The sequence below is a fragment of the Arthrobacter sp. NPDC093128 genome (assembly GCF_040683875.1).
Taxonomy (GTDB): Bacteria; Actinomycetota; Actinomycetes; order Actinomycetales; family Micrococcaceae; genus Arthrobacter.
This window is the reverse complement of record NZ_JBFBEY010000024.1, coordinates 21,868-36,862: the sequence shown is the minus strand read 5'-3', so window position 1 is coordinate 36,862 and position 14,995 is coordinate 21,868. Positions and strand designations below refer to the sequence as shown.

General features: G+C 65.3%; 17 protein-coding genes. 5 read left to right on the top strand and 12 right to left on the bottom strand.

From position 1 onward, the window contains the following. Positions 1–43 precede the first annotated feature (43 nt). The 5 genes from AB0N24_RS22615 to AB0N24_RS22595 all read right to left on the bottom strand — a co-directional run bounded on the left by AB0N24_RS22615 (position 44) and on the right by AB0N24_RS22595 (position 4,788). Complete coding sequence (locus tag AB0N24_RS22615) at positions 44–466, bottom strand: ATP-binding protein (RefSeq protein WP_364129360.1); 423 nt, start codon at positions 464–466, stop codon at positions 44–46. Continuing rightward, positions 463–795, bottom strand: coding sequence for an STAS domain-containing protein (locus AB0N24_RS22610; RefSeq protein WP_364129357.1), 333 nt, complete (start codon positions 793–795; stop codon positions 463–465). Before AB0N24_RS22610 ends, AB0N24_RS22615 begins: the two co-directional genes overlap by 4 nt. Beyond that, positions 785–2,689: a glycosyltransferase gene (locus AB0N24_RS22605; protein ID WP_364129433.1), complete on the bottom strand. Its 1,905-nt coding sequence runs from the start codon at positions 2,687–2,689 to the stop codon at positions 785–787. The genes AB0N24_RS22610 and AB0N24_RS22605 overlap by 11 nt, the downstream gene beginning before the upstream one ends. Before the next feature lie 38 nt (positions 2,690–2,727). After that, a complete protein-coding gene (locus tag AB0N24_RS22600; protein WP_364129355.1) occupies positions 2,728–4,023 on the bottom strand; it encodes a glycosyl hydrolase in 1,296 nt (431 codons plus the stop codon). Between the two features lie 357 nt (positions 4,024–4,380). Further along, positions 4,381–4,788 (bottom strand): response regulator transcription factor, encoded by a 408-nt coding sequence (locus tag AB0N24_RS22595; protein WP_364129352.1) that lies wholly within the window; start codon positions 4,786–4,788, stop codon positions 4,381–4,383. A 394-nt stretch (positions 4,789–5,182) separates the two neighbouring features. Between AB0N24_RS22595 and AB0N24_RS22590 the strand changes: the two genes are divergently transcribed. Further along, a complete protein-coding gene (locus tag AB0N24_RS22590; protein WP_364129350.1) occupies positions 5,183–5,320 on the top strand; it encodes a hypothetical protein in 138 nt (45 codons plus the stop codon). A gap of 396 nt (positions 5,321–5,716) precedes the next feature. Here AB0N24_RS22590 and AB0N24_RS22585 read toward each other — a convergent pair whose 3' ends face one another. From AB0N24_RS22585 to AB0N24_RS22575, 3 genes are all read right to left on the bottom strand, one after another. Then, the gene (locus AB0N24_RS22585) at positions 5,717–7,132 is read right to left on the bottom strand and encodes a hypothetical protein (RefSeq protein ID WP_364129347.1); all 1,416 of its coding nucleotides are present in this window, start codon (positions 7,130–7,132) and stop codon (positions 5,717–5,719) included. A gap of 104 nt (positions 7,133–7,236) precedes the next feature. Then, positions 7,237–7,710 (bottom strand): hypothetical protein, encoded by a 474-nt coding sequence (locus AB0N24_RS22580; RefSeq protein ID WP_364129345.1) that lies wholly within the window; start codon positions 7,708–7,710, stop codon positions 7,237–7,239. A gap of 175 nt (positions 7,711–7,885) precedes the next feature. Further along, positions 7,886–8,404 (bottom strand): MarR family transcriptional regulator, encoded by a 519-nt coding sequence (locus AB0N24_RS22575; protein ID WP_364129342.1) that lies wholly within the window; start codon positions 8,402–8,404, stop codon positions 7,886–7,888. A gap of 62 nt (positions 8,405–8,466) precedes the next feature. Between AB0N24_RS22575 and AB0N24_RS22570 the strand changes: the two genes are divergently transcribed. Next, positions 8,467–8,808: a zinc-ribbon domain-containing protein gene (locus AB0N24_RS22570; RefSeq protein WP_364129430.1), complete on the top strand. Its 342-nt coding sequence runs from the start codon at positions 8,467–8,469 to the stop codon at positions 8,806–8,808. 130 nt (positions 8,809–8,938) lie between these two features. Here the strand turns inward: AB0N24_RS22570 and AB0N24_RS22565 are convergent, their stop codons facing one another. Further along, positions 8,939–9,196 (bottom strand): hypothetical protein, encoded by a 258-nt coding sequence (locus tag AB0N24_RS22565; RefSeq protein WP_364129339.1) that lies wholly within the window; start codon positions 9,194–9,196, stop codon positions 8,939–8,941. A gap of 249 nt (positions 9,197–9,445) precedes the next feature. On the opposite strand from AB0N24_RS22565, the gene AB0N24_RS22560 reads away from it, so the two are divergent. Then, the gene (locus AB0N24_RS22560; RefSeq protein WP_364129337.1) at positions 9,446–10,141 is read left to right on the top strand and encodes a TetR/AcrR family transcriptional regulator C-terminal domain-containing protein; all 696 of its coding nucleotides are present in this window, start codon (positions 9,446–9,448) and stop codon (positions 10,139–10,141) included. 14 nt (positions 10,142–10,155) lie between these two features. Here AB0N24_RS22560 and AB0N24_RS22555 read toward each other — a convergent pair whose 3' ends face one another. Continuing rightward, entirely contained in the window at positions 10,156–10,893 is a 738-nt protein-coding gene (locus AB0N24_RS22555; RefSeq protein WP_364129334.1) for a GAF and ANTAR domain-containing protein, read from the bottom strand. Positions 10,894–11,052: 159 nt separating this feature from the next. Between AB0N24_RS22555 and AB0N24_RS22550 the strand changes: the two genes are divergently transcribed. Continuing rightward, a complete protein-coding gene (locus tag AB0N24_RS22550) occupies positions 11,053–12,423 on the top strand; it encodes a MinD/ParA family protein (RefSeq protein ID WP_364129331.1) in 1,371 nt (456 codons plus the stop codon). Here the strand turns inward: AB0N24_RS22550 and AB0N24_RS22545 are convergent. After that, positions 12,420–13,184, bottom strand: coding sequence for an NAD(P)H-binding protein (locus AB0N24_RS22545; RefSeq protein ID WP_364129328.1), 765 nt, complete (start codon positions 13,182–13,184; stop codon positions 12,420–12,422). The two genes, AB0N24_RS22550 and AB0N24_RS22545, sit on opposite strands and share 4 nt — an antisense overlap. A 60-nt stretch (positions 13,185–13,244) precedes the next feature. Then, on the bottom strand, positions 13,245–13,607 hold the full coding sequence (locus tag AB0N24_RS22540; RefSeq protein ID WP_364129325.1) for a hypothetical protein: 363 nt from the start codon (positions 13,605–13,607) through the stop codon (positions 13,245–13,247). Between the two features lie 146 nt (positions 13,608–13,753). Between AB0N24_RS22540 and AB0N24_RS22535 the strand changes: the two genes are divergently transcribed. Then, complete coding sequence (locus AB0N24_RS22535) at positions 13,754–14,971, top strand: MFS transporter (RefSeq protein WP_364129322.1); 1,218 nt, start codon at positions 13,754–13,756, stop codon at positions 14,969–14,971. Positions 14,972–14,995: the final 24 nt, after the last annotated feature.

The window sequence follows — 14,995 nt, the reverse complement described above, 5'->3', positions numbered from 1 at the left end:
CACAAACGGCTTAACTGTGACCGTTGTCCGAAAAGGACGTGCCTCATACCGGAGCGCGGGTGCGGCTGAGCGACCAGAAATTGGCGCCGTTGTGCCGTTCGTAAATGAGGACGTCCACGGCGGCCTTTGCTATCGCGAGGCCGCGGCCGCTTTCTGCGAAGACGTCCGGCATGGCGGCCGAGTCGATGTTCACGTGGGCAATGAGCCCGTCGTCCTTGAAGCTTGCCCCGAGGCGCTCCGGGTAGACCTCGAGGATGAGGTTGCAGACTGTGCGGCCCTCATCGGAGCCGTGCCGGACGATGTTGGCCGCGATTTCGATGACCGCGATTTCGAACATCGCCCGGTCTGTCTCGGTAACATCCGGTGAAGTACTCCACATTTCGGCCAAAAGATCGTGGACCTTGCCCAGGCACTCAGGGTCCGCGCAGGCGTGGAGCTCGTGGATCTGGAGAGGGCCCTGGTTCATTGGAAGCACTCCTCAACAGTGTCGTGGGACTGCAGGATGCGGTCGAGGCCCGTCAGCTCCAGCACCATCGTGACCTGTGTCCCGGCGCGGGCGATGCGGAGGTCCCCGCCGGCCGAGCGGGCGGTTTTGAGGCCGGCGATCAGCGCTCCGAGGCCTGACGAGTCCACGAAATCCGTGCCTTCGAGATCAACGACCAAATGGGAGCGCCCGTCCCCGTGGACAATGTGTGTCACCAGGTCCCGAAGTTTGGGGGCGGCAACCATGTTCAGGCGCCCGCTGATGCGGATCACCGCCCCGTCGGGGCCGGATGGTTCGACGTCAAATTCCATTGCTTTCAACTTCCTCTGTAGGGGTGAATCCTTTGTAGAGGGCAGCGCGGATGATCACGCTGAGGATCACCAGGTCGAAGATGACCCAGGCAATATTGACCAGCGTTCCCGCGGGTGCACCCACGCCGGTGAACATCCGGATGAGCCCCGTTATGGCTGCAACGATCAGGGCTGCAATGGCGACCAGCTGGGGCCGGATCAGGGACCATGGCGGGCCTGCGTCCTGCCGGGTTTTAGGGGTGACGGCGAAGCCGAGGTCGCGCCCGAACAGTACGTTGGCGGCCGCCGTCGTGCAGGCTTTGATCCAGACAGGGAAGAGGGCCAGGCTGTACTGCTGTCCTCGCCAGGTTTTCCGGCCCCGGGCAGCGACGGAGAACAGCATCTGGTTCACCACCAGGAACGGGACGAGCCTGGCGAAGAAGTCGACGCTGAACGCATCCACGGGCATCACTCCGAAGCACAGGAAGATGATGGGGGCTGCGATGTAGACGACGGCCGCGAAGCCCGAGAGGTAGCTCCACATCGTGGAGAAGTACATCAGGCGCTGCCCCAGGCTGAGACCCCGCTGGAGCAGGGGGTTTTCGCGAAGGAACACCTGCATGGTGCCCTGCGCCCAGCGCAGCCGCTGCGTCAGCATGGTGCGCAGGTCCTCGGGGGCCAGGCCCTTGGCCTGGATCTCATGATGGTAAACGCTCTCCCAGCCCTGGGTGTGAAGGCGCATACAGGTGGCCACGTCCTCGGTCACCGAGTTCGTGGCCATCGGCATGACAGGCAGCGCCTCGTCGGAACGGTCCACGTCCAGGGCCTGGACCATTTCGCGCACTGATTCTATGGCGCCGATGGGTGACCAGTCCCGGCGTGCTAGGCGGTCGATGACGTCGTCGCCGATGTACGCGCCGGTCCCGCCGTCTCCGGATAGGCGTGCGATCTCGTCCAGGTCCGCCAGAAGTGCAGCGACGTCGACCGTGACGATGCTTTTGGATGCGGCATCGACCTTTCGCTGGAAGTCATAGGTGACGTTCGCGACCGGCTTGTTTTCGTGCAGTTCCTTTCGTGCGCTGCGGACGGCCTGGCCGACGTCGTTCAATGCCCGGTTTACGTGGGGGCCGGTGGCGGCGTGTTCGGCGCGTGCCTTGGTGATGATCTTGTCGGCGGCCTTGAGTGTCTGCTGGACGGTGGTGCGGACGCCTTGGACGTAGCCGGTGATTCCGATCTGCATGAGGGCCTCACGTCGGATCATGGCGTTGGAGCCGCAGAAGAATGCGGCGTTCCAGCCGTCCTTGCCTTGCTGGATGGGACCGTAGAACAAGGGCGCCTGGCTTCCGAGGATGTCTTCGTCGGTGACGTTGTGGAACCACTGCGGGGTCTGGACCAGCGCAACTTTTTCGTTGTTGAAGTGGCCCAGCATGCTGTGCACGATTCCCGGTTCCGGGACCTGATCGGCGTCCAGGATGAGGAGGAATTCGCCCTGTGTTGCGGCGAGGGCGTTGTTGAGGTTGCCTGCTTTCGCGTGCCGGGGGTGGTCTTCCCAGTCGGGGGAGCGGGTGATGTAGCCGATGCCGGCGTCCTCGGCTGCACGTTTCATGGCGGGCCGGGCGCCGTCGTCGAGGATCCAGGTCTTGTGCGGGTAGCTGATGAGGCTGGCGGCGAGGGCTGTGGTCATGACCAGGCTGATGGGCTCGTTGTAGGTGGTGATGAAGGCGTCGACCGTGAGGTCCTCGGGTGGGGCGGGAGGGGTGTCGCGGACGCGTAGCTTCCACATGGTGACTCCGAACAGGAAGGCATCGATCAGGCTGTAGGTTTCGACAATGACCAGCGGCACGCTGATCCAGGCAGCAGACCAGTTCACGGAAAACAACCACCGCCATGCCATGTAGTTCACGCCCAGGATCATGGTCAGTGTGGTGAGGATCCTGACAACGAGCTGATGGTTCAAGGAGCGGAGTTCCGGGCCGCCAGGGCAGCGGCGAGGGCGTTCGCCGAGGATGTGGAGCTGTTGATCCGCCAGTCGACTTCCTTGTTGTGGTGGAACCAAACAAATGCTGTGATGTCGGGCTGGGCCGCGAGATAGGACACCAGGGCGGTGTTCCAGTCCGCCTTGGAGCCTCCGGCCTCGGCGGACGCCGTCTCCGAGATAATGATCGGCTTGCCCGGTGCGAGGTTGCGGAGCGCGGTCAGGCCGTCGCCGAACAGGGCCGAGGGCGAAGTCCAGGAGCTCCACGACACCGCGGTTCCCCAGTTGTAGCCGTCCAGGGCCACCACGTCGACGTAGCCGGCGCCGGGGTAGAGCCCGGAGAGCGGCGTGGAGCCCCAGTACGGAACGTTCGGGCTCCAGACCCACTGCACGTTGGTCGCACCGGTGGCGGCGACGACGTCGTGCACGTGGCGCCACGCGGCCACGTAGTCCCCGGCCTGGTTGCCGTTTGCGGACTCTGCCCAGGGGTACCAGTTGCCGTTCATTTCGTGGGCGAACCTCAGCATGACCGGCTTGCCCCAGGATGCCAGCGCGTTGCCCCACTGCTGGATGTAGGTGTCGTAGTCGCCGGCGGTAATGCGGTCCAGGGCGTAGGCCGGCTGGTTGGAGCCGTTTCCGCTCCAGAGCCACGGCTCCCACGTGACGAGGCTGGTGGCACCGCGTGCATCCACGGCGTTAAGGTCAGCGATTGGCGCGGCCTGGCCGAAGTCCTTGTACGACATGACGATGGACGGGCTTTCGTTGACCAGTGTGCCGACGGCGTCGAGTTCGGTGGCGGCCAAGGGGCCACCCGGCGTCGACACGCCGAACCGGAGCGGATCGGAGCTGATGGGCGTGGCTGTTGTCGCCGTCGTTGTCCGGGCGGCCATCGTGACCGGGGCTGTTGCTGCCGCCATTGCGCCGGAGGCGCTCTCCCGGCCCGCGCTGATCGAGGCGGGGCTGTAAGTGACGGTGTAGGGGGCAGAGGCCGACGCCTTTCCTGTCTGGGCGGTGACGAGCACCGTTGCCTCAGCTGTGAGGGGGATCGTCACGGCCGCAGTGAAGGATCCGTTGGCTTTGGTGGTGAACGGGACACTGCTCGGTCCGGCCGTCAGGGTTCCGGAGGCATGGCGGGCGAATCCTGCACCCGTCACAATGACCGATGATCCGCCGGGGCCGGCGGAAGCGTCCAGCGTGATCCCTGCCCGGCCCGCGGCCTCGGCGGGGACGGCAAGGCCAAACACCACCGCCAGGGATAGAACGAGACCGGTCACTACAAATCGAAAATAACGGCACATACCCACAAACACTCCCCAGCAATTCGTGAAATTACCGCCCTGCTCCAGGGTCAGTTAGGCCGCACGGCGCGGCCGCAGCCAGGTGCCCGACAGAATTTGTACTCAACGTATCCTTGGAGGCATCCGGGGCGTTGAATCCCCGTTTCCGGCACTCCCGGATGCGTGGAAAAGACATTCCCAGACAATGAGTACCAGAGGCTCCGGCGGACAAACAGAGCCACGGTGCATCCTCGGCAAACCCTGCGCAGTTCCTGTGGCAACGCAGGGCAATTCCTGCGAAAGGGACAATTGTTCGTCAGGTGCACGGCCTTGGCTCGGCGCCCACGAATATATTCATTGTTTGTCTTTGGCCGGCGAGTGTGATGGTCCAGTTGGACTCTTGGCCGGGCACAGCCGGTCGGCGAGGATTCTCAGTTCCCGGGGGCGAAACGGCTTGACCAAATACCCGGACGCTCCCGCGGACAGACCGTCCATTTCGTCAGTGATCCGGGCTCGGGCAGTGAGCATAAGAATCGGGACCGCCGTGATTCCCCTGAGGCCCTGTGCGACGTGGAGGCCGTCGATGTCGGGAAGTCCGAGGTCCAGGGTGATGAGGGCTGGATCCAGTGCGGCTGCAGCATCAAGCCCCTCCATTCCGGAACGGGCCACATGGACCTCGAAGCCGGCTTGGGACAGGATAAAAGAAACAAGATCTGCGATGTCCGCGTCATCTTCGATGACGAGGCAGATACCTCTGGACACAGAATCCTCCGATTCTCGCTAATTGTCACAGTTTAGCGCCACCGAAAGATGGAATGCTCTAAAAACCCGGCGCTCAAACAGCGATGCTAAAGAAATGCCAAAAAGGCGCAACGATTGCTGCTGACCTACGTGGGCTGGCAGCGCTGGCCGCCGCGACCGCCGTCGTGGTGGTGATGGCACTGCGCTGCTGTGCGCCAAATCATTGTGGTAAACCGGCATCCAATTGACAGGATTTGTCGAGCGGTTGACCGGATTGGACAGGTTGCTTTCCGACCATTAGGGTAATGAGCGATCCGCTATGGGGGATCTCACAGTTCGTTGCCCGCCGTTCGCCTGAAGAGTCTTCACGTAACGGGACAGCTCGACTGCAACGACGCATCCTGGAGGTAATTCCGTGGCCCTGAGTGATTACGCCTTTGCGCTGTGCGTCCTGATGGGCACCCTTGTCATTCCGTTCACCGCTTTATATCTGCTGCTCCGCCTGAAGCGCGGCACGGCAACGAAGCCCGTTCCTGTGAAGGTCCGCCAGTAATGCCGTACATAGACATCAACCCGCACCGCTCCGGCCCCAAATGGCCGGGGTACGTGCTGCTCGGCATTCTCCTGGTACTCACCGCCGCCGTCGTGGTTGCAGCGCTGTTCCGGGGCTAACCAGACATGCAGGAGACCCGCCTCCGGGCGGGCAGGGTGCTCAGCTCCTGCGCACGCCGGAAGGCGGGTCCTGATGTTCGGCCGGCCGGAGATGGGCCGTCTGGGCCTTTTGGCAGCTCGTCTCCGGCGGCCTAATACCTCCACAGTAGGAGGCACAGCGGTGCGAATCGCGAGTGCCAACTACCCGTAATTCCCGCTGCGACCACTCATATCAACAGCCCCATACGCAGCATCCATGAACACTGTTCAATCGAGGTGCCAGGGCTGCCGGTTCCGATCACCCGTAGTTGAAGGTGTTGCTTGTAACCGGCGGGAGCCCTGTGCTGGCGGCCACTATGGTGCAGTTGGATCCGGTGCCGTTGAAGACGAGGGTTGCGAATGAGGCCACGCCGCCCGTTGCCGCCTGGGTAAGCGTCCCCTTGAGGTTGCAGTTGGACTGCAGCGCGACCGAGGCCGTGCTGGTGGTCAGGTTGCTGAAGCCGTCCAGGATGCTGACCGTGACGGCCGGGACGATGGTCTGGTTCTTGACCGGCGCGATGGATCCGGGACCGAAGACCAGGCTTGCCGCCGCCGCTGGTGCAATCGTCACGTCAACGGGCTGAGCAGTAAGTGTGCTCCCCAGCGTAATCCGGGCGGTGCCTGCCTTCGTGTCGCCATAGAAGAACGACGCCGACGAGGCCCCGGCCGGAATGGTCACCGAAGTGACGGTTGCGCCGCCGGTTGTCTGGGCAAAGACCTTGGTGCCGGTGGAGTTCGACGCGGGGGTGACGGTGATGCTTCCGGTGGTTACGGGATTCCCGTAGGCGTCCTGGCGTTGCACGGTGAACGGCCCGATGGTTGCGGTTGCGGACGCGGTGCCCGAAGCAGGTCCAGTGACTACGAGCTGCGTGGCGGCCGCGGCCGTGACGTTGAACGGCGTGCTCACTGCGCCGGCGTATCCCGTGCTGGTTGCCAGCAGGGTGTAGCCGGTGCCGGCCTTGTTGACGGACAGGCCCGTAAATGTGGCCTCGCCCCAGATGTTGGTGGTTGCCGTCAACGTGCCGGAGAGTGTGCCTCCGCCGGGATTGTTGCCGATACCGATGGTCACCTGGACTCCGGGCGCCAGGAGCTTGATTCCGAATGCGGTCCGCAGCTCGACGGTGACGGACTGCAGGGCCGAGCCGGCTGTGACACTGGCCCCCGGCTGGACGATGAAGTTGATGGTGTTGATGTTGTCCACGGTGACGTTCCCGCTGGCCAGGCTGGCTGCGGTCCAGGAACGGTGGACGGCTGTAACCACGTAATGGTGCGTGCCTTCGGGCGCGGAAGCATCCGTGCACGCGGTGCCCGTGATGAGCGCGGCAGGGCTGCTGCCGCAGGCCAGCATGGAGGTGGCACCAGTGACCCGGGTGACGTAGTAGCCCGTGGGTGCGGGCGTTCCCGTTGATGCAGTCCAGGTGACCGATACGTTGGAGTTGCTGGTCGCGGGGACCGCCACGTTGGTGGGCGGGGCCAGGGTGGCGACTGCCGCCGTCGTACTTCCCGTTCCTGATGCCGGCCAGTAGGCCGAAGCCGCCGAAGCGCCGAACAGTGCCACAACCACCATGGCCACGCAGGCCATTACGCCGCGGCTAAATGTGCGGGGATACAACACCAGCCCCCGCCGGAAGCCGTGGGGGGCTTCGGGGGAGCTGGTGTTGGGCCTGCCGGACATTCGCACCTTCTCGACGTTGGCTCAGGGGGTGGTGGGGGGTGCCACGTTCACCATTGGGGGATGAAGGTGACGGTACTGAGGAGGAACGTGAGTCCGTTGCGCCTTCAGCTTGCGGCGAAGTGCAGGGGTACGGTGGCGCCCTTGCAGCCGTCCTGGTTGACGCCGGGGCGATCGATCATCTGCAGGGTCACGGTGCCGGTCGCGGTGCCGTTTGCCGGGATCTCGGCGATGGTGAACGCCGGGGTGCCGACGGCGAAGTCCGCGGCGGAACAGCCGGAGACGGCGGTCCAGGCCGCGCCTGTGGTGGTGGCGACGGTGGCGTCGACGGCGGAGAGCTTCTGCACGCCGGTGCCGGGGTTGGTGACGACGAAGGTGAAGGTCTGGGTGGGGCCATTGGGGGAGAGTGCCCCGCCGGTCACCGAGCTGGTGATGGTGAAGTTTGAGGAGGTTCCGGCGGTGGTGGTGCCGTTGCCGGTGCCCGTCGCGGACCAGTAAGCGAAGGCTGCGCCGCCGCCGACTGCCAGCATGGCTGCGGTGGTGATGATGATGCGCTTTTTACGTCCAGCTACTTTGCTCATTTGAAGTTCCCCTTGAACTTGTGCGGAGTATCCGCAGACCTTCGGGGCCCTGTCCGGCTCCGTTAGAAAAAGTCTGCGGGGCCAAGCTCAAAAGGTGGCCAAGGAACGGTCAAGTGGTCCCCAAGGAATGCTCAAGATTAACTCAAGGTTGATTCTGTAACTCCTGTGACGGGTTTTACGCTTCCGCGCGGGCCTGTTGGGCCTCAGTGAGGTGCGCGATGTGCTGTTCCAGATGCTGCCGCAGGCCCAGCTCGACCTCGCGTTCCGGGCGGGGGAGTCCGCGGACCAGTTCCTCTGCCGTACGCAGCACCGAACGCCCGCGCTGTGTCAGCCGCACGCTCCTGATCCTGCCGTCGCCCGCGGCGCGCTCCTTGGTCAGGAGGCCCTGGTCCCTCAGCCGGTCCAGGATCTTGCCGAGGCTTTGGGCGGTGATTCCCAGCTCGTCGGCAAGGTTGTTCTGGGTCGCAGGCCCCAGTTCCTCCACGCAATCAAGGGCGTCGAAGGACGACTTGGAGAGGCCCAGGCCGACCAGGCATCGGTTGATCCGGCGCTCGTCCAGCCGGGCCGCCGTCGACAATAAGCGGTGTGTTGACCATCCTGCCGGTCTGTTCTGATGGGCCGAGGCCATGACCTGGTGCCTGCCTTCCGGAGTACCGCGGCTGGGGACGCGGTGGTGGTTGGTGTGAAACCTCACCCAATACTAAGCATGATTACTATTGGATCGTAAGCGTCTTGCCGATCGGGGTGTTTCACCAGATGGCGGTCAGCGGTTTGAAGCGGGCGCCGGTAGGGCCCCGCCGTGAACTCGGAACTTGCCATGATCCAGAACTCGCCATGCCCCAGAAGCCAAAATCCAGAAAGGGAGCGATGCTCTTACTCTTCGGACTCAAGACCGTCCTGCGGGCGTTGCCCGCCAGGAAAGCAACATGCCGCAACTGTGGCCGGCACGTGGAGCACTACCTAGAAGAGCGCGCATCCAAATTCACTCTCTTCTTCATCCCCGTCTTCACGACGTCCCGTACTTACCGCATAGCGTGCTCCAGTTGCGGTCAGCGCTCGTCGCTCTCGCGGCGGGGAATGAAAGCGTTGGCGCAGTAGCGGGACATCGCCGGATGGTGGCGCGCGCGGGACAGGCAAAAGGCCGGTTCCTGGGTCAGCCCCCAAGGCTGACCCGCGAACCGGCCCTTTGTGGTCCGTTGCTGCGGGAGGGTGTTCTCCGGGATGCCGGTTAGACGAGGACCGGGTAGGTGGCCAGAATGTAGTCTGCGGCGGCGGGCCCCGTCATGCGAAGCCCGCTGTCCGAAGGCCGGATGCGGTGGTGCTTCATAGCGGACCAGAAGTCGGACCCGGCTGCCGGGATGGACTCGTTGAGAATGCACCAGCTGGTGTACAGCCCGTACAGCTGGTCCTTCCTCAGCGACAAGTCGCCGTCGTGGTCCGGGGCGGTGGCTTCACTCAGGAAGCGGTCAAAATGTGAAACGGCCATGATTTGTTCTTTCCATGCAGTGCATCATGTGCCGCCGTTCGGCTACAGCAGCTACGTTCCAGATCCGTGCACAAGGCCTGAACCGATCCACCCTGATCTAAGCGGCGGGTGTGACGTATCCAGGAGTTTTCAGTGTCTTCAACGGAATATATCTACACTGTAGACTCTAGGCGTAGACTACGGGTAAAGCAATAGAGGGCAGCCAGATGCGATCGCATGCCGGCCATTTCCAACCAAAGGACCACCACGATGACAGCCCCGCAGGACACGGCCCCCAAACAACGGCTAAACCGCGAGGCGGTCCTTGAGGCGGCGCTCGAGCTGGTGGATGCAGAAGGCCTTGAAGCCCTCAGCATGCGACGGCTGGGCCAGGCACTGGACCGCGACCCCATGGGCCTCTACCGCTATGCGGAGAACCGCGCGGATCTCCTGGACGGGATTACCGAACTAGTACTGAATGAGCTGGCCATCTTCCCGGAGGACCCCGACTGGCAGGCGCAGCTTCGCAGGATCGCCCATGACCTGCGACTCCTGGCCCTCCGGCATCCGAACGTTGTGCCGTTGCTGGTGACGCGTCCGCTGTCCACCCCGCTGGGACTCCGGCCATTGGGGACGCTCCGCCCGCTGGAGCAGATCCTCGGCCTGCTCATTGAGGCCGGTTTTGCCCCCAACGACGCCTTGCACGTCTACCGCGCCTACTACGGCTTCCTGTACGGCCACATCCTGAATGAGCTTCAGGAGTTCATTGTGGACCCGGACGAGAACGAGGCTCTGCTCCGGCTGGGCCTTCACCGGCTCCCGGCCCGGGACTTCCCGCACCTCCGTGCGCTGGCGCCGGTTCTGGCGGATTACGACGGCGAGGCGGAGCTGGATCAGGGAATCAGCATCCTTCTGTCCGGACTCGCCGAGCGGCTGAACCCACGGGCAGGTACGCCGGGAGATTAGCCTTCGTCAGGGGATCAGGCGGGGTCGAAGTGGGTGTGTATTTCTGCACCCGTGAGGTTGCTGAGCATCTCTTCCGCGACTAAGCGCAGCTTCTGGTTGCGGTTGCTGGACACTTTGGTCAGGATGGCCATGGCCTCGGCCTGGGAGCAGCGGTTCTGGCCCATGATCACGCCGCACGCGAGGTCGATGGACGTGCGGCTTTTCATCGCGGCGGTCAGATCCTCCGCCAGCGACTGCGCGGTGCCCAGCCGGACTGCCAGCCGCACGGCGCCGCCGGCGATATCGGCGAAATCCTGGGCCTCCTGGATGACGCTGTCCGAGAATACCCCGGAGGAAAACGCGAAGAAGTTCAGGGCTGCAGCCGATTCCTCGCCGAGCTCCAGCGGCACCCCCAGCGTGCCCCGGCACCCCTCGGCGGCCAGCGCATCCCGGTAGGCCGGCCAGCGGGGATCCGTTTCCATGTTGCTGAGCAGCACCGGGGCTTTGATTCGAAGCGCCTCGATGCAGGGACCCTCCCCGATGCTCTGCTCGATCTTGTCGAGGAGGAGCGCCCTGGGGCTGCTCCCGGCCACGGTGGCAGTGCGCCGTCGTCGTTTCAGCGTCACTCCGCACTCCACCTTGCTGGATGTCGCCCTGCTCACGGCGGCGGCCGCCATGACGGACAGGCGCTGCAGGAACTCGGCGACATTCTCGGTGCCAATAATTTGGTCCTGAAGTTCCAGGACGCGTTCGCGCTCGGGGGAGTTGGCCATGCCTCAATGTAAGGCGCACTCCGGTGCGGGGCAACTGTGCGCCGCGTCTCGTCAACCCCTTGCGTGGCGGACTTTCGTCCCGAAGCGCCTAGAATTGCTGATTGACCCACGCCCTAAAGAGCAGCTGCACGGTTTGCCGAACGTCCTGGGGGGACAAACATGCCCGAATCGGCCGATAAGAACGCACGAGCCTCTGCAAAAAATGCAGGGCAGTCTCAGACGCGCCGCCGCCGCGACCTCCGTCGCCCGGCCGGTGCATCTCCGGATGCCCGGACAGGAACCATGCCCGCCGCTGCAACTCCCAACACCAGCCGCACTGCTCCCACCCGGCGGAGTTCCTGGGCTGAAGCGGCCGCCGTCGCCGACGCGCAGGCCGAAGTAGAGTCCGGTCCGGAGGAAGCTCCCGCAGAGGTGCCGTCCCCGGTGCCGGCGTCAGCACCCGCTCTCCCCACGTCGCAGCCGGCCGCCTCCCGCCGGGCCGTCCCCGCGGAACCGAGCACGCCGCCGTCGAACGCTACCGCTGAAGAGACCGCCTCCGCTGGTTCCCCGCAGCGTGCGGCCTCGCGCCAGGCCGCCAAACTGGCGGCAGCGGACGCGCCGGTGTCCGACTTCATCACCTCGCCGGGTTCCTTTGTCCGCCAGCAGAAGCCGCGCCCCCGCGGCGGCTTCCGCGGCGCCCTCTTCGCCCTGAGCGGCGGAGCCATCAACCTGGGCCCCGGCCCGCGGCAGCGTGAAGAGGACGAACTTGGCCGGCGGATCTCCCGCCAGCTGCAGGGCAGCTACAACACGGCGGTGCTGAGCCTCAAGGGCGGCATCGGCAAGACCTCCACCACCGTGGGCGTCGGCCTGACCCTCGCCGAATTCCGCGGGGACGCCCCGTGCGCCATCGACGCCAACCCGGACTCCGGCGACCTCGTGGAGCGCGCCCTCGGCGAGGGCATCTACCAGCAGGCCAGCCCACGGACCATCACGGACCTGCTCAAGAACATCGACTCGGTCGATTCCCTCACGGCGCTGGCCCGCTACATGCACCACGCCGGCCGGCTGCACCTGATCGCGGGGGAGCAGGACCCGGAGGTGTCGGACTCGCTCACGGCCGAGGAATACCTCCGCATCCGCAAGCTCATCTCCGGCTACTACTCCGTGGCACTGACCGACTGCGGCACCGGCGTCACGCACAACGCCATGAGCGGCATCCTGCAGTCCGCCGACAACCTGGTGATCGCCGCCGGGTACGCGGTGAGCGGCGCCAAGCGCGCCCGCAGCACCCTGCAGTGGCTCGCCCACCACGGCTACGAGGACCTGGCACGCAACGCCATCGTGGTGATCACGGACAAGGACGAGGTCTCCTCCCGCGTGGACAAGGACGCCATCGAGGAACACCTCTCCGGCATCTGCCGGCAGCTGATCGCCGTCCCGCACGACCGCGGAGTGGCCGACGGCGACCTGGTCACCCTCGACGTGCTGCGCCCCGAGACCCGCCGCGCCTACAAGGAGATCGCGGCCGCGATTGTGGACGGGTACGTCTAGGCGCTGTTCGTTGGGGAGGAGGCGTCCGTCTCCAACCACTCCTGGAACGTCTGGCGTCCGACGGCGGCACCCGGCTTGGGGATGAGGTCGCCGCTGCGCATGGCTTTGCCCATGGAACCGGGGATGAACAGTTTCGCGATCTGCTTCCGCATGCGGAACTTCTGCAGGTAGGCGCGGACGAGGTCGTCCAGTTCCTCCACGCGTGGCCCGCCGAGGTCTGCCATGGGGCCACTCGGCCCTGCCTCTGCGGCATCCACCAGCGCCTCCGCCACCTCCCGCGCCGCCACCGGCTGGGTCCGCATCTGCGGAACAAGCACCAGCGGGCCCAGTGAAGCGACGCCGACGGTCATGGGCACAAACTCGTGGAACTGGGTGGACCTCAGGAGGGTCCAGGGCACACCGCCGTGGCGGACCGTATCCTCCTGGACCAACTTTCCCGCGTACAGCCCCGACGTCGCCGTGTCGATGCCCACAATCGAGAGGGCAAGATGGTGGCGCACTCCGGCCTTCTTCTCGGCAGCCAGCAGATTCTGGGTACTGTTCGTGAAAAAGTCCACGGCCTTCTTGGTCGACCTAGTCTGAATGCCGGAAACGTCGATGACCGTCTCCACACCCCGGAGCGCCTCGTCGAGCCCGCGGCCGGTGACCAGGTCCACGCCGTCTGCGCGGCTCAGGCTCACCACCTGATGCCCTCGGGCCCTGGCGATGCTGACCACGTGGTGACCGACAGTTCCGGTTCCCCCGGCAACGGCGATTTTCATTGCTTGCTTCCTTTGCTGGCAGGCAGCCAATCCCGGCAAGAGAAGGGAGTGCCTACTTTCTTACACGCGCGACCCTGCCGCAGCATTGAAGCCGGCCTGGACACCACCCAGTTCCGCGCCGGCAATAACCTGCCACCGGTCCCGCTCCGGATCGTGCTCCACCACCGCGGACGCATCCATCCGTCCGGCCTCGTCCAGGGCAAGCAGCAGGGCGTCCTCCAGGTTCCGGGCATACTCGAGCCGTTCGGTCAGCGAGCCCCGGAGCTCGCCGTCGTCGATCAGTACGTGGGCCTTGCCGTCCAGGATGACCTTGAGCGCGTAGCCCTGGTCCTCATGAAGGGACCCGCGGGTGGAAGCGATCTCGGTGACCATGCTGCCGCGGACCAGGCTGTTGTTGACCGTGCGTATCCACACTTCGCCCATGGGACAATCCTCCTTTTGGTGACGGGCACACGTGTAAGTACCCCACAAGGCAAACGGTAGTCCTCTCGAGGCCTTTTGTGACCCCCGAATGTGCGTTGGATTCCCCGCGGGGCCGCCGGCGGAACCCGGGCCATAGGATGAAGGGGATGACCTCCGCGCAAGCCACCAAGACCTTCAGCCTCCGCAGTATTGCCGTCCCCGCATTCGGCCCGGCGCTGCTGTTCTGCATCGGCGAAGGGGCGGTGCTCCCGGTGGTGGCGCTCTCCGCCCGGGACCTCGGCGCGTCCGTGGCGGTGGCCGCGCTGATCGTCACGCTCATCGGCCTGGGCTCCTGGTTCTTCAACCTGCCCGCCTCCCTGATCACCCTCAAATTCGGCGAACGCTGGTCCATCGTCGGAGCCGCCGCGGCCGGTGCCCTGGCGCTGACGGCGGCCGGGCTGTCCTCGGTGATCCCCAACGGACTGTGGCTGCTCGCCGTGGCGATGGTCGTCGTCGGAATGGCCGCGAGCGTCTTCAGCCTGGCCCGGCAAAAATACCTGACCGAGGCGGTGCCGGTGGCGTTCCGCGCCCGTGCCCTGTCCACACTGGGCGGCGTGAGCAGGATCGGCATCTTCATCGGACCGTTCGTGGGCGCAGGCGTCATGCAGTTCGCCGGCATCAGCGGCGCGTACTGGGTTGGCGTGGCGGCCATGGCAGCCGCTGCCGTCCTGTCCATCACCATCCCGGACCTGCCTGCTGTTGCCGGTTCGGGCGACGCGCACCGAGGGCCGGAGCCCACGATGCGCGGCATCGCCCGGTCCCACGCCGGGGTGTTCCTCACCGTGGGCGCCGGCATCCTGCTGCTCAGTGCCCTGCGCGCGTCCCGCCAGGTGGTCATCCCGCTGTGGGCGGACAACCTGGGCATGGACGCCACGCAGGCCTCGCTGATCTACGGCCTCTCCGGGGCGATCGACATGCTGGTGTTCTACCCCGCGGGCAAGCTCATGGACCGCAAGGGCCGGCAATGGGTGGCCATCCCGTCCACGGTGATCATGGGCACCGCACTCATGCTCATCCCGCTTACGGGCACTTTTGTGGGCCTGCTGCTGGCGGCCCTGCTGATTGGGTTCGGCAACGGAATCAGCTCCGGCCTCATCATGACCCTCGGGGCCGACTTCTCCCCGGACCGCGGTCGCGGCCAGTTCCTGGGACTGTGGCGCTTTATTGCCGACGCCGGTGCCACCGGCGGCCCGGTGCTGCTCTCCGGCGTCACCGCCGCAGTCTCACTGGGGGCGGGCGTGTGGGCCACCGGCGTGCTGGGGTTCGCCGCCGCCGTCGTCTTCGCCATCACGATTCCGCGGCTCAAGCACCGGCGGAACTACTAGCTGCACTGGCACGGCGTGCCGGGC

What these genes read in the sequence shown, in the direction of transcription:
- AB0N24_RS22615 (WP_364129360.1), bottom strand. Translation starts at nt 466, where the DNA reads ATGAACCAGGGCCCTCTCCAGATCCACGAGCTCCACGCCTGCGCGGAC.
- AB0N24_RS22610 (WP_364129357.1), bottom strand. Translation starts at nt 795, where the DNA reads ATGGAATTTGACGTCGAACCATCCGGCCCCGACGGGGCGGTGATCCGC.
- AB0N24_RS22605 (WP_364129433.1), bottom strand. Translation starts at nt 2,689, where the DNA reads ATGATCCTGGGCGTGAACTACATGGCATGGCGGTGGTTGTTTTCCGTG.
- AB0N24_RS22585 (WP_364129347.1), bottom strand. Translation starts at nt 7,132, where the DNA reads ATGTCCGGCAGGCCCAACACCAGCTCCCCCGAAGCCCCCCACGGCTTC.
- AB0N24_RS22580 (WP_364129345.1), bottom strand. Translation starts at nt 7,710, where the DNA reads ATGAGCAAAGTAGCTGGACGTAAAAAGCGCATCATCATCACCACCGCA.
- AB0N24_RS22570 (WP_364129430.1), top strand. Translation starts at nt 8,467, where the DNA reads ATGGCGGTCAGCGGTTTGAAGCGGGCGCCGGTAGGGCCCCGCCGTGAA.
- AB0N24_RS22565 (WP_364129339.1), bottom strand. Translation starts at nt 9,196, where the DNA reads ATGGCCGTTTCACATTTTGACCGCTTCCTGAGTGAAGCCACCGCCCCG.
- AB0N24_RS22560 (WP_364129337.1), top strand. Translation starts at nt 9,446, where the DNA reads ATGACAGCCCCGCAGGACACGGCCCCCAAACAACGGCTAAACCGCGAG.
- AB0N24_RS22555 (WP_364129334.1), bottom strand. Translation starts at nt 10,893, where the DNA reads ATGGCCAACTCCCCCGAGCGCGAACGCGTCCTGGAACTTCAGGACCAA.
- AB0N24_RS22550 (WP_364129331.1), top strand. Translation starts at nt 11,053, where the DNA reads ATGCCCGAATCGGCCGATAAGAACGCACGAGCCTCTGCAAAAAATGCA.
- AB0N24_RS22545 (WP_364129328.1), bottom strand. Translation starts at nt 13,184, where the DNA reads ATGAAAATCGCCGTTGCCGGGGGAACCGGAACTGTCGGTCACCACGTG.
- AB0N24_RS22540 (WP_364129325.1), bottom strand. Translation starts at nt 13,607, where the DNA reads ATGGGCGAAGTGTGGATACGCACGGTCAACAACAGCCTGGTCCGCGGC.
- AB0N24_RS22535 (WP_364129322.1), top strand. Translation starts at nt 13,754, where the DNA reads ATGACCTCCGCGCAAGCCACCAAGACCTTCAGCCTCCGCAGTATTGCC.